A 13,401-nucleotide genomic window follows, 5' to 3' on the forward strand; every position below is an offset into this window, starting at 1 on the left:
ATTAAGGGAGGCTACCATTGGATGAAAAACAGAGGCAGAATTGTTGCCTTTTTTCTGATTGTATTACTGCTTGCAGGCACGATCGGAACAACGGTGACAGGAATTACAAAGAATGTTAACTTAGGGCTTAGTTTGCAGGGCGGCTTTGAGATTTTATATAAAGTGGAACCTGTGGAAAATAGTGGGGAAATTGACAGAGAATCACTTGAATCAACGGTCCGGATACTGAACGAACGCGTGAACCGTCTGGGAATCAGTGAATCGAATATTAACATAGAAGGGGACGACCGGATTCGCGTTCAGCTTGCCGGTATCGATAACCCGGAAGAAGCGCGGGAAATTTTATCGACGTCGGCACGAGTCTCGTTCCGAAATGTCAACGATAAAAAACTGATGGATGGAAGCAATTTGGTTAAGAATGGAGCGCAGCAGGACTTCAATTCTAAAACGAATCAGCCGATTGTTACATTAACGTTGAAAGACGCTTCGAAGTTCCGGGATATTACCAGTAAGCTGGCGAAGAAATATAAACCTGGTATCCCATTCCCGCAGCGCAAGGATCTCCTCGTCATTTGGATGGATTATCAAAAAGGCGATTCCTTCCAGGAAGAAGTGAAGAAAGAAGATCCAAAATATGTTTCCGCAGCCGGTGTTGATGAACCGTTGAATACAACGGATGTCATGATTACAGGCGATTTCACCGTTGAATCGGCACAGCGGTTGGCTGACATCATAAATGCCGGTTCACTGCCGGTTAATATGGAAGAGTTATATTCCAATACCGTAGGAGCACAGTTCGGCGAACAAGCACTCGATAAAACAGTGTTTGCAGGAATCATTGGTATCAGCCTCATCTTTTTATTCATTATGGCGGTGTATCGTTTTCCAGGTGTTATTGCTGCCATCAACTTAAGTGTATACATCTACTTGATTTTACTGGTCTTTAATCTGATGAATGGTGTGCTGACACTCCAGGGGATAGCCGCACTGATTCTTGGTGTTGGTATGGCTGTTGACGCCAACGTTATCACCTTTGAGCGGATCAAAGAGGAGCTTCGGGAAGGCAAATCCATTTTTGCATCGTTTAAGGCTGGTTCGAAAAACTCCTTAAGAGCCATTGTTGATGCCAACATTACGACGTTGTTGGCTGCTGTGGTATTGTTTACCTTTGGTACCAGCTCTGTTAAAGGATTTGCAACAATGCTTATTCTAAGTATTGTTATCAGTTTCGTGACCGCAGTATATGGTACTCGTTTACTGATGGGTCTGTGGGTCAGGAGCAAGTTTTTGCGGAATCGTCCGGGCTGGTTTGCTGTAAAACAGAGGGATATAAAGGATATATCCGACACTGCCGAATACGAACCGAAAATATTTAATAGAAAGCCGGATGTTGTTCCGCACCGAAAGAAATTTTTCATAGCTTCAGCAATTATGGTTGTTCTTGGCGGTGTTTCACTCGGTATCTTTCAGCTGAATCCGGGTATCGATTTCACTCACGGATCACGCATCCAGCTGGCAGCAGAGGACAGTCTCAGTACAGAGGAAATAAAAAATGGACTCGAAGAACTTGAGCTGCAGGCCAATTCCGTTGTCCTGACCGGCAATAATCAAGAAGGTGCTGTCCTCCGCTACGACCGAGTGATTGATGAGGACAGAATCGCTGATGTACAAGCGTATTTCAAGAAAAATTTTGATGCAGACACCAGTGTCAGTGTTGTCTCTCCAATCGTTGCAGAAGAATTGGTTAAAAATGCGCTTTATGCTGTGGCCATTGCATCGATTGGTATTGTTCTATACGTCACACTGCGATTTGAGCTGTTTTTTGCAATGACAGCCATTATCGCACTGGTCCACGATGCCTTTTTCATACTGGCTATTTTCAGTTTGACTCAGATTGAGTTTGATGTAACGATTGTTGCGGCCATACTCACCATCATCGGGTACTCGATTAACGATACGATTGTTACGTTTGATCGAATACGGGAGAATTTGCGATTAAAACAGCGGGTCAGATCGTTTAAAGAACTTGCCGGTGTTGTCAACAAAAGTCTGGTGCAGACGATGACCAGGAGTATCAATACAACCATTACAACCATGATTGCCGTTTTGGCTTTTCTGTTCCTTGGTGCACAGTCCATTACCGGTTTTGCTATTGCATTGTTCGTCGGGATGCTGGCAGGTACGTATTCCTCTCTGTTTTTGGCATCCCAACTGTGGCTCGTCTGGCGGGGCAGAAACATTAAAGACAAACCGGTTGACTTCAGTGAAAAGAAACGTACGGAAGGTCCCCAAGTATAATGGAACGAGGATGGACACAACCCCTGAAACAATTGTTTTGGGGGTTTCTTCAAGGTTGTACGATAACCAAGATGGAAAAATTCTGAAAATAACAACCTTATGATCAGGAGGAAAATCGATGAAGGGACAAAGCTATATCATTCTTTCCATTTTATTTGTCATTATCGTTTCAGCATTTTCAGTGGCCAACGTCGATTTAGTGGAAATCAATTATCTGTTTGGAACTGGAGAAGTACCACTGATTTTCGTTATTTTGTTTTCAGTATTAATGGGAGGATTAATTACCGTCTCAGCAGGTGCTGTGAAGCTATTTCAGCTGCAACGAAAATTGAAATCATTGCAGGCGGAACGGGATCAAATGGAGACGACGTTGTCAGAACATGGCCTCGAAGATATTGCGGCAGCCGGGACAGATGATCATCGTTCGACGGAAGAATAATGTACCAGGAAACGTCATTGATCCCGGTCATTATCTCTTGTATACTGTATTGGTCAGGAGTGACGACATGTTACAAAGCAAAATGAAATGGATGTTTCCGGATTCAAAAACAAAGACGGCACATTTGGATGCCGATAAATTCTCACCCCTTACCAGGGAATTATTAATACAACGGGGCATCACATCAACCGAAGAAGCTGATAAATTTTTATCGCCTGATCGGGCGGGTTTGTATCGTGCTGAACGGTTATCTGATATGAACAAAGCCGTTGATCGTGTACATAAAGCCATTGCAGACGGTGAAAAAATTCTTGTATACGGGGATTATGATGCAGATGGCGTCTGCTCAACAGCTGTTCTGATGGAAACTCTTCAGGAACTTGAGGCTGATTGTGACTATTATATCCCCAACCGTTTTACTGAAGGATATGGCCCAAATGAAGCAGCTTTCCGTACCGCTTATGACAACGATGTTCGGGTGATTTTAACGGTGGATACAGGCATTGCTTCTGTTCATGAAGCAATGATTGCCAAGCAACTCAATATGGACTTGATTGTTACCGATCACCATGAAGTGCAGACAGATGTGCCGGATGCGTTTGCCATCATTCATCCCAAACGATCACCGGATTATCCATTCAAAGAACTGGCAGGGGTCGGCGTAGCGCTTAAACTGTCGGAAGGTCTTCTGGGCCGTTTTCCCGAGCATCTGCTTGATTTAGCAGCTATTGGAACAATTGCTGACATGGTTCCATTAATCGACGAAAACCGAATCATTGCTCATGATGGATTAGAGCAGCTATCCAACACATCCAGACCCGGTTTGGAAGCTCTTAAGTACGTGTGTGGCTTGGACGCCCGTATTAATGAAGAAGATGTCGGTTTCTCGATAGGTCCCAGACTTAACGCAGTAGGCAGACTGCAGGATGCTACGCTGGCTGTTCAATTGTTGCTCTGTAAGCTGTCGGATGAAGCAGCTGAAAAAGCCCAATATATGGAAACCATTAACCAACAACGCAAAAAAATCGTCAATGACATAGTGAAAGAAGCCGAGGAGATGGCACATCCGGTTGACCGTCAAGGTGTCATTGTAGTTGCTAAAGAAGGCTGGAATGAAGGTGTGCTCGGCATTGTAGCGTCCAACCTGGTCCGGAAATACGATCGCCCGGCCATCGTCTTATCCCTTTTTCCGGAAAAAGGGGAAGTAAAAGGATCAGCCAGAAGTATCCCCGCTTTTGATTTGTTTGCAAACTGTATGAAAATAAGAGATGTTTTCACGCATTTTGGTGGACATGCTCAGGCAGCCGGCATGACACTGGCTTATGAAAACATCGAGCGTTTGAAACAGGAACTGGACTCTATGATCTTTCAGCAGCTTTCAGACGAAGACTTTATACAGGAATTGGAAGTATCGAAAACCATCACTGTCCCTGAGATAGATGACGAACTGGTGGCGGAAATTAATCAATTGGCGCCATTTGGCATCGCTAATCCAAAGCCGATATTCCATGTTAAAGATATGCCATCTGCCAAACGTCAGATTGGCAATGGAAAGAATCATTTAAAGATGCAATTTCAGAAAAACGATCGAGAACTGGATGGAATCGGATTTGGACTGGGTTACCTCTATCATCAGTTGTCACCGCAAACCCCCGTTTCAGTCGCTGGTGAGCTTGGTATCAACGAATGGAATGGTTTCCGAAAAGTTCAAATGATCATTCGCGATATGCAAATCGATGAATGGCAGTTGTTTGATCATCGAGGAGCAAACAGATTGGATATGTTGTGTTCGACACATAATACGATAGGAAAAGCAGCTGTTTTTCAACAGCTTCCCGATGAAGAACAAATTCCCGATCATGTTGTATGTTTGACCTACGACACCGACGTCAGCAGTTTGGAAGGGGTTCATACGTTGTACTTGTACGATATGCCTTCCAGCTTGCAACGACTGGAAGCCTTGGTGAAAGAACTCCATCCTGATACGATTCATGCGTGCTTTTATCTAAGGGATAGCGCGTTTTTGAAGGTTTTTCCGGCAAGGGAAGATTTTAAATGGTTGTATGCCTTGTTGAGCAAACGGCAAACAATTGACTTGCAAGATGACTTGCCGTTGATTGTGGATGCTAAGGGTTGGACAAATGATATGGTGATGTTTATGGTTAACGTGTTTTTTGAACTGAATTTTGTTAAAATAGAAGATAACATCATGCAATTGAACAGCAATCCATCACAAAAGGATTTACATGAATCATCTCTGTATCAGGAACGTCTGAACAGAACAGACATCGAAAAAACGCTTTACTATTCGCCCTATCACGAATTAAAAGCATGGTTTTCCCGCTGTCTGGAACAAAGGATGGAGCCCGAGGAGGAAATGATTGATGGATTATAAACAATATATAAAAATCGTTGAGGACTGGCCGCAAGAAGGTATTCAGTTTAAAGATATTACCCCATTAATGGATGATGGGAACGTTTTTAAATCAGCTGTTGATGACATCGTAACCTATGCACATAAGAAGAACATTGATCTTGTTGTTGGACCGGAAGCACGAGGCTTTATTATTGGTTGTCCGGTTTCCTATGCATTATCAGTTGGCTTTGCACCTGTGCGGAAGGAAGGTAAACTTCCGCGCGATGTGGTGAAGGTTGATTACGGATCGGAATATAGCGAAAATGTTCTAACTATCCATAAAGATGCTATCAAACCTGGACAACGCATACTGATCACCGATGACTTACTGGCCACCGGTGGTACGATTGAAGCAACGATTCAATTAGTAGAAGGATTGGGTGGCATTGTGGCCGGTTGTGCATTTTTGGTTGAACTGTCTTATCTGAACGGAGCGGATAAACTGAAAGGTTATGACATTTTAACGCTCACAAGTTTTGAATAATGATTCAAAGGGTCTGATCGATTGGTAGATCAGTCTTGTTGTTATTAAAGGAATCCGGCGAACACAACAGCTTAATGTTTGAGTTTATCTTTTTCAAATGTTTTTTAATACGATAGGGAAAAGATTGATGACGATTTTCCGAACGAACCACGGCTATGCAGTATAAGAATAGACAGCTTAGTATCCCGGGAAACCATCTTTTCCAACTGAATTCAGGTGATTGTTTATGGCAAAAGAAGAAATACTGACAAGTGAAGAAGTAATTGATCGGGCTCGTCAGTATTTGACAGAAGAAGATGCTGATTTCCTTCGGCAGGTATATGCATTCGCCAGGGACGCACACGATGAACAGTATCGGAAATCCGGCGAGCCTTATATTGTACATCCCGTCCAGGTTGCTGGAATACTTGTTGAACTCGGAATGGATCCGGTGACTATCGCGGGCGGCTTTCTGCACGATGTTGTGGAAGATACCGATGTGACACTGGAAGATCTGGAAGCGTATTTTGACCGGGACGTGGCGATGCTTGTCGATGGCGTCACCAAGCTCGGAAAAATTAAATATAAATCAAAAGAAGCTATTCAGGCTGAAAACCATCGGAAAATGTTTGTTGCAATGGCCAGGGATATCCGGGTTATCCTGATTAAACTTGCTGATCGATTACACAACATGCGAACGTTAAAACATTTGCCGCCGGATAAACAACGTCGTATATCGAATGAAACCTTGGAAATATTTGCACCGCTTGCCCATCGTTTGGGGATTTCCACAATAAAATGGGAGCTGGAGGATACAGCCCTGCGTTATTTAAATCCGCAACAATACTACCGAATTGTCCAATTAATGAGACAAAAGCGGAATCAGCGGGAATCCTATATTGATGAAGTTATCCAGGGAGTGGAAAAACAACTGGACGATGTAAATATTGAAGCGGATATTTCAGGACGACCAAAGCACTTATATAGCATATATCGAAAAATGGTTAAACAGAACAAACAATTTAATGAAATTTACGATTTGCTGGCCGTCCGTATTATCGTCAACAGTATTAAAGATTGTTACGCTGTTCTTGGGATTATTCATACATGTTGGAAGCCGATGCCCGGCCGATTTAAAGATTATATTGCCATGCCAAAACCAAATCTGTACCAATCCTTGCATACAACGGTTATCGGTCCAAAAGGGGATCCGCTTGAAGTGCAAATCCGGACCAAAGATATGCATGACATCGCAGAATACGGCATTGCAGCACACTGGGCTTATAAGGAAGGAAAGCGCACGTCGAAAGATAATCAATCATTTGAAGAAAAATTGACATGGTTCCGGGAAATACTCGATTGGCAAAGTGAGACGCATGACGCGGAAGAATTCATGGAAACGCTGAAAGTGGATCTGTTTTCGGATATGGTATATGTTTTCACGCCTAAAGGCGATGTTATTGAATTGCCTTCCGGATCGGTGCCCATCGATTTTGCTTACCGGATTCATACGGAAGTCGGGAATAAGACGATCGGTTCCAAAGTGAATGGAAAGATGGAACCACTTGATTATAAACTTAAAAATGGTGATATTGTAGAAGTCATGACGTCCCAACATTCATACGGTCCGTCTCAGGATTGGCTGTCCATCAGTCAGACATCTCAGGCGAAAAGCAAGATCAAGCAATTTTTCAAAAGACAGCGTCGCGAAGAGAACATCAGCAAAGGGAAAGAAGCCGTTGAAAAAGAAATTCGGACAATGGGTATTGAACCGAAAGACGCACTGACACAAACAAATATGAAACGTGTTTTTGAGAAATTTAATTTTGCCAATGAAGATGATATGTATGCCGCTGTTGGGTATCAAGGAATAACCGCCGCCTTGATTGCGACTCGTCTGACGGAAAAAATTCGTCAAACAAAGGAAAAAGAACAGAATCTTGAAGACACACTGGAAACAGTAAAAAGCGAGACAGCACCGAAAAAAGTTCAAAAGCGTGATTCCGGTGTCAAAGTGGAAGGCGTTGACAATTTACTGGTTCGTCTGTCCAAATGCTGTAATCCTGTTCCGGGTGATCCCATTACTGGTTATATAACAAAAGGCCGGGGTGTATCCGTACATAGGAAGGATTGTCCCAATGTTCAGTCAGATGGAGCTGAGAATCGGTTCCTGCATGTGGAGTGGGAAGAGAATCAAACGGAAAAAAAGCAATTCCATGTAGATCTCGAAATAACCGGATATGACCGGCGCGGCTTCCTGAATGAAATTTTGCAGGCGGTCAATGAAACGAAAACAAATATTACGCATGTCAATGGCCGATCTGACCGAAATAAAATGGCTGTTATTAATATTACCATTCTGATTCATAATACAGGTCATTTAAAGAAGGTGGTCGGACGTATTAAACAGATAAAAGATGTCTATTCCGTTCAACGGACGATTCAATAATGTATAGTTGAAGGAGCCATGAGACCATGAAAGCAGTCACCCAACGAGTGGAGAATGCCAATGTAACCATCAACGCCACAGAGTTCGGCGCCATCGAACAAGGTATGATGGTTCTGGTCGGGGTAACCCATGAGGACACAGAAGAGGATGCGGACTATTTGGCTAATAAATTGGTTCATTTGCGTATATTTGACGATGAAAATGGAAAAATGAATGATTCTTTAAAGGATATTGATGGTCACGTTTTGTCTATTTCCCAATTCACCCTTTACGCTGATACACGAAAGGGGAGGAGACCCAGCTATATGCAAGCGGCCAGCCCCGAACAGGCTAAAAGCCTATACCGTTATTTTAACCATCGTCTCGAACAGCAAAATATCAAAGTGGAAACGGGTCAGTTCGGTGAAATGATGAACGTTCAGCTTGTCAATTCAGGGCCTGTTACCATTATAATTGACAGCAAGGATCGATAAACATACGCATTGGCTTGAAAAGATGTTGCTTTCATCTTACCCCCCTTTTTATAAAATTTCTCCTTCACGGAAAAACTGAAAAGGAGTGAAGGAGGGATAGGGATGCGTGTGAACGAAAAACAATGGAACGCTGTTGTTTCTAAGAGTATATATGGTGCTGACTTTCATCGTTTCATGGAGATGGAAGACCAATCTCATCATATGGACATCGCCGAAGAACTTGGCATTAACCTTGGTGAGGTGAAACGACTGAAGAAAAAAATCACCCGCTCTTGACAACAGACGTAGGAAACATTAAGATAAGAATTATTCCAAGCGACGACGTTCATCACCAATGAGGGAAACAGTAGTCAGATCGCACATGCACAGAGAAAAATGTCAACGGCTGAAAACATTTGGCATGTTGCTCTGATGAATAACATTCCTTAGGTTCTATATCGAATTAACAAACGTAGATATAGACGTTCACAGGCGTTAACTGTGCAGAGTGGATGTTATCAAATGACATCAACCAGGGTGGCAACGCGGGCAGACTCCCGTCCCTTTTATCAAGGGATGGGAGTCTTTTTTATTTGTAGATTGATCCAAGGGGGTATACAGGATGAGCAGTATGAAAGCGCCACGCGGTACTGTTGACTTATTGCCGGAAGAAACGGCTAAGTGGCAATATGTAGAGAAAATGCTGAAAGATATTTGCAATAACTATCATTTTTATGAAATACGAACACCTTTATTTGAACATACAGAAGTTTTTCAGCGAGGGGTCGGTGATTCAACGGATATTGTCCAGAAAGAAATGTATACATTTGAGGATCGCGGCGGAAGGAGTTTGACACTCCGGCCGGAAGGAACAGCATCTGTTGTGCGTTCGTTTGTCGAACATAAGATGCATGGCTATGCTGATCAGCCGGTGAAACTTTATTACTTTGCACCGATGTTCCGGTATGAGCGCCCACAAAAAGGAAGAATGCGGCAATTGAATCAGTTCGGTGTCGAAGTTCTGGGCAGTTCTGACCCGGCCGTGGACGCGGAAGTGATTGATCTGGCGATGTCTTGTTATCAGGAGCTCGGCTTGAACTCACTGAAATTGATTATCAATTCACTTGGTGATCAAGAAAGTCGTGAAAGTCATCGCCAAGCATTGGTGGATCATTTTATGCCATATAAGGATGAATTATGCAGTGATTGTCGGGTGCGTTTGGAACAAAATCCAATGCGCATCCTGGATTGCAAAACAGACAAAGATCATGCAGCAATGGATACCGCTCCATCAGTTCTTGATCATTTAAATGCTTATTCCGAAGACTATTTCGAAAAAGTAAAAAACTATCTTACGTTAATGGGGATCGACTTTGAAGTGGATGCCAATCTTGTCCGAGGCCTTGACTATTATAACCACACTGCTTTTGAAATTATGAGTGAAGCGGAAGGTTTTGGTGCCATTACAACCCTTACCGGCGGTGGAAGATACAATGGTTTGACTGAAGAACTTGGAGGTCCTGCGACACCGGGAATTGGCTTTGGCATGGGCATGGAACGTCTGGTTATGGCATTGGAGGCGGAGCACGTAGCCATCCCTTCAGAAAACGAATTGGATTGTTTTCTTGTGGCAGTGGGTGATGAAGCAGATAAGGCATCTGTCCGGCTTATTCACGATTTACGAAAAAATGGCATTCAAATTGACAGAGACTATCAGGGACGGAAGATGAAAGCTCAGCTAAAAGCGGCTGACCGCTATCGTGCCAAATATGTTCTCATTTTGGGCGAGAATGAAGTGGACCAGCAATTGGTCAATGTGAAAGAAATGAAAACCGGCAATCAAGAAGAAGTGCCATTGAACCAAGCAGTGGCGTATATGCAGGAAAAACTGTCTGGAGGAAATAGCAATGAATGAACGAATAATGGCTGGAACGCTGAGTAAGAAAAATGTTGATCAGGAAATACAGTTGAAAGGTTGGGTACAGCGACGCCGGGATTTGGGTGGTCTAATTTTTATTGATTTGCGTGACAAGTCAGGTTTGGTGCAAATTGTTTTTAATCCAGATCATTCATCAAATGCGCTCAAAGTGGCGGAAACAGTACGAAATGAATACGTCATCGAAGTGCACGGCAAAGTCGTCGAGCGTGATCCGAATACAGTTAATCCGGAAATTGGAACCGGGACCATTGAAGTTCTTGCATCTGACGCCATCATTTGGAACAAAGCCAAAACCCCGCCTTTTATGATTCAGGAAGACACCGATGTGGCTGAGGATTTGCGTCTGAAGTACCGGTATATTGATTTGCGGCGACAAAACCTTCAGGAAACATTTAAGATGCGGCATCACATAACTCAGGCTATAAGAGTTTTTTTAAATGATGATGGGTTTATAGAAATGGAAACGCCCATGTTGACAAAGAGCACACCGGAAGGGGCACGGGACTATCTTGTACCGAGTCGTGTGCATCAAGGGGAATTTTACGCATTGCCACAATCCCCGCAGTTGTTCAAACAACTCATTATGATGAGTGGGTTTGAAAAGTATTATCAAATTGCGCGCTGTTTCCGTGATGAGGATTTAAGGGCTGATCGTCAGCCGGAATTCACTCAAGTGGATATTGAAACCTCTTTTATGACAGGTGAACAGATTATGACGATGACAGAAAAAATGATGAACCATGTCATGAAAAAGGTGAAAGACATCGATTTGCCCCCGTTTCCGAAAATATCCTACGATGAAGCCATGCAACGTTTTGGTTCCGATAAACCGGATACACGATTTGGCATGGAACTGATACACGTTTCAGACGTGGTTACGGATTCCTCGTTTAAGGTATTCAGGGAAGCGATTGAAACCGGTGGAAAAGTCGCTCTTCTTAATGTAAAAAATGAAGCGCAGACCTATTCACGCAAAGATATCGATCAGTTGACTGAATTTGTGAAGATTTACGGTGCAAAAGGAATGCCGTGGCTGAAAGTTCAGGACGGCGATCTCAGCGGCCCAATTGTTAAATTTCTGACTGATGAGGAAAAAGACGGTATCATGAAACGTGCAGAGGCGGAAAATGGTGATTTGTTATTGTTTGCCGCTGATAAATCATCTGTTGTTTTTGACAGCCTAGGTGCCCTGCGGCTGAAACTCGGGAAAGAATTAGGTCTAATTGATTCGGATAAGTTTCATTTCTTATGGGTGACGGATTGGCCATTGTTGGAATACGATGACGATCTCGAACGATATGTTGCAGCACACCATCCGTTCACAAGTCCGGTTGACGAAGACCTGGAAAAATTGGATACAAATCCGGGTGACGTACGTGCCAACGCATATGATTTGGTTTTAAATGGTTACGAGTTGGGCGGTGGATCCCTGCGTAACTATAAAAAAGAACAACAGGACAAAATGTTTGACGTACTCGGTTTTTCAAAAGAAGCAGCCGAAGAACAATTCGGATTTCTCTTGGAAGCATTGGAATATGGAACACCTCCGCATGGCGGAATTGCCTTAGGGCTTGATCGTATTGTCATGCTTTTTACCGGTCGGTCGAACTTAAGAGATACGATTCTATTTCCGAAAACCGCTTCAGCTTCCGACTTGTTGACGAATGCACCAAGCCATGTAAGCGGCGAACAATTAGATGAACTTTCCATTAACGTCGAAGAAAAAGAAACATGAGCAACCCAATCATTCAATAGGGATTCCTTTCCTCTATTAATGGTGTCATGCATTAACGTTTTGTGCGTGTGTTGACGCTACTGTTGATGAACGATTTATTTTTTTAAATTATATATTGCCTAGCCCCTAGGTGTATGTTATATTGAATACACAATAAAAGATTATGAGCCATGGCAATCCTGATGTGTACGTCTGGAGCATTCGTTTTGACCGAACAATTTTTATGAAAGGGAGTCCGCATAGGTTTTCATGTTGCGTGCATGCCTATATCTAGGAAGTGCAATAAACATGGAACAGGACACCCACCTGCCAAGAGCGGGATCAAAACTGAAAGCAGACGGCACTATTGGGATTGTTTATTGCATAAGGTAGAAAAAATCGGCTATTCGCCGATTTTTTTGCTATCTCTTATTGATGGGAAGACCCATCTGAAACCTGCTGAAGATTCCCGTTCTTATCCATTCGGAATGATGGAGCCTGTAAGGAATGTTGGTCTTCAAAAACAGTCATTTTACGGGCTCTGTCCATAATCTGCATAAAAACGTGATAGTCTTCCCGCAGCGATTCTAGTTGTTGTTCGGTTTTGGATAACTGTTCTTTCAGGTAGCCTACATCTTGTTTAAGTGTCTGATTCTCTCCTTCCAATTGCTCAACCGATGCTTTTGATTGATTAGAAGCATGATAGTCTGTTTCCACTTGTTTCAAAAACCGAATGACGTCATCCATCGTAAGTGTTGATGCCTTGTCTGTATTCGCCACTGGTTCAGTATTCGCGGTTGTCTTTTCTTTTTCAGGCATTTCAGGCATTTCAGGCATTTGTTCAACTGTTTCAGGTGTTGATTCTTTTTCAACAGGATTTTCATCCGGGGTCATTTGCGGCATGTTTACGATTGGTTGTTTCGCATTGACCGCATTTGCACGTTTCTTTTCTTTGCGTTGGCGTTTGGCCAATTCGATCGCATCCGTATATGTGTTTCTTACTTCGGCATTCCATCGAAAACCACAAGCGGCAGATGTCCGGTTCAGTTTGTCACCAACTTCCTCAAAAGCATTTAATTGGGTACTGCCCTCCCGGATATGCCGCAGAACAGTCTCCGCCAATAACAGATCATCTTCATGTGACCAAGCATCTTGTCTTATTTTAGCCAATTTGTTCAACTCCTTTTTCCATAACGGTAACGGCGATTGGTATAACAGTTTTAAAGGTTAC

At 43.1% G+C, this 13,401-nt stretch carries 10 protein-coding genes, 1 other RNA gene and 1 other annotated feature; of the genes, 10 read left to right on the forward strand and 1 reads right to left on the reverse strand.

Annotated elements, in window-relative coordinates; translation table 11 throughout:
* Positions 1-21: 21 nt before the first annotated feature.
* The 10 genes from secDF to ssrS all read left to right on the forward strand — a co-directional run bounded on the left by secDF (position 22) and on the right by ssrS (position 12,548).
* Positions 22-2,298, forward strand: coding sequence for a protein translocase subunit SecDF (gene secDF, locus ABDZ72_RS09975; protein ID WP_343752672.1), 2,277 nt, complete (start codon positions 22-24; stop codon positions 2,296-2,298).
* A 118-nt stretch (positions 2,299-2,416) separates the two neighbouring features.
* On the forward strand, positions 2,417-2,737 hold the full coding sequence (locus tag ABDZ72_RS09980) for a LapA family protein (protein WP_343752673.1): 321 nt from the start codon (positions 2,417-2,419) through the stop codon (positions 2,735-2,737).
* Positions 2,738-2,804: 67 nt separating this feature from the next.
* Complete coding sequence (recJ, locus tag ABDZ72_RS09985) at positions 2,805-5,132, forward strand: single-stranded-DNA-specific exonuclease RecJ (protein ID WP_343752674.1); 2,328 nt, start codon at positions 2,805-2,807, stop codon at positions 5,130-5,132.
* Positions 5,122-5,637, forward strand: a complete 516-nt coding sequence (locus ABDZ72_RS09990; RefSeq protein WP_343752675.1) for an adenine phosphoribosyltransferase — start codon at positions 5,122-5,124, stop codon at positions 5,635-5,637. Before recJ ends, ABDZ72_RS09990 begins: the two co-directional genes overlap by 11 nt.
* A gap of 226 nt (positions 5,638-5,863) precedes the next feature.
* Positions 5,864-8,065, forward strand: a complete 2,202-nt coding sequence (locus ABDZ72_RS09995; protein WP_343752676.1) for a RelA/SpoT family protein — start codon at positions 5,864-5,866, stop codon at positions 8,063-8,065.
* A gap of 26 nt (positions 8,066-8,091) precedes the next feature.
* Positions 8,092-8,538 carry a D-aminoacyl-tRNA deacylase gene (gene dtd / locus ABDZ72_RS10000; protein WP_343752677.1) on the forward strand — a complete coding sequence of 149 codons (447 nt, stop codon included), beginning with the start codon at positions 8,092-8,094 and terminating at the stop codon, positions 8,536-8,538.
* Positions 8,539-8,640: 102 nt separating this feature from the next.
* Positions 8,641-8,814: a hypothetical protein gene (locus ABDZ72_RS10005; RefSeq protein WP_343752678.1), complete on the forward strand. Its 174-nt coding sequence runs from the start codon at positions 8,641-8,643 to the stop codon at positions 8,812-8,814.
* Positions 8,815-8,863: 49 nt separating this feature from the next.
* Positions 8,864-9,085: a binding site (T-box leader), on the forward strand.
* A gap of 63 nt (positions 9,086-9,148) precedes the next feature.
* Positions 9,149-10,432: a histidine--tRNA ligase gene (gene hisS / locus ABDZ72_RS10010; RefSeq protein WP_343753714.1), complete on the forward strand. Its 1,284-nt coding sequence runs from the start codon at positions 9,149-9,151 to the stop codon at positions 10,430-10,432.
* The gene (gene aspS / locus ABDZ72_RS10015; RefSeq protein WP_343752679.1) at positions 10,425-12,191 is read left to right on the forward strand and encodes an aspartate--tRNA ligase; all 1,767 of its coding nucleotides are present in this window, start codon (positions 10,425-10,427) and stop codon (positions 12,189-12,191) included. The genes hisS and aspS overlap by 8 nt, the downstream gene beginning before the upstream one ends.
* A gap of 173 nt (positions 12,192-12,364) precedes the next feature.
* Positions 12,365-12,548, forward strand: a non-coding RNA gene (gene ssrS / locus ABDZ72_RS10020) — 6S RNA.
* 51 nt (positions 12,549-12,599) lie between these two features.
* Here ssrS and ABDZ72_RS10025 read toward each other — a convergent pair.
* Positions 12,600-13,340, reverse strand: coding sequence for an RsfA family transcriptional regulator (locus ABDZ72_RS10025; RefSeq protein ID WP_343752680.1), 741 nt, complete (start codon positions 13,338-13,340; stop codon positions 12,600-12,602).
* Positions 13,341-13,401: the final 61 nt, after the last annotated feature.

It is taken from the genome of Lentibacillus halophilus, from assembly GCF_039522485.1.
GTDB lineage: Bacteria > Bacillota > Bacilli > Bacillales > Amphibacillaceae > Lentibacillus > Lentibacillus halophilus.

What these genes read in the sequence shown, in the direction of transcription:
- ABDZ72_RS09995 (WP_343752676.1), top strand. Translation starts at nt 5,864, where the DNA reads ATGGCAAAAGAAGAAATACTGACAAGTGAAGAAGTAATTGATCGGGCT.
- secDF (WP_343752672.1), top strand. Translation starts at nt 22, where the DNA reads ATGAAAAACAGAGGCAGAATTGTTGCCTTTTTTCTGATTGTATTACTG.
- recJ (WP_343752674.1), top strand. Translation starts at nt 2,805, where the DNA reads ATGTTACAAAGCAAAATGAAATGGATGTTTCCGGATTCAAAAACAAAG.
- ABDZ72_RS09990 (WP_343752675.1), top strand. Translation starts at nt 5,122, where the DNA reads ATGGATTATAAACAATATATAAAAATCGTTGAGGACTGGCCGCAAGAA.
- ABDZ72_RS10005 (WP_343752678.1), top strand. Translation starts at nt 8,641, where the DNA reads ATGCGTGTGAACGAAAAACAATGGAACGCTGTTGTTTCTAAGAGTATA.
- aspS (WP_343752679.1), top strand. Translation starts at nt 10,425, where the DNA reads ATGAATGAACGAATAATGGCTGGAACGCTGAGTAAGAAAAATGTTGAT.
- dtd (WP_343752677.1), top strand. Translation starts at nt 8,092, where the DNA reads ATGAAAGCAGTCACCCAACGAGTGGAGAATGCCAATGTAACCATCAAC.
- ABDZ72_RS09980 (WP_343752673.1), top strand. Translation starts at nt 2,417, where the DNA reads ATGAAGGGACAAAGCTATATCATTCTTTCCATTTTATTTGTCATTATC.
- hisS (WP_343753714.1), top strand. Translation starts at nt 9,149, where the DNA reads ATGAAAGCGCCACGCGGTACTGTTGACTTATTGCCGGAAGAAACGGCT.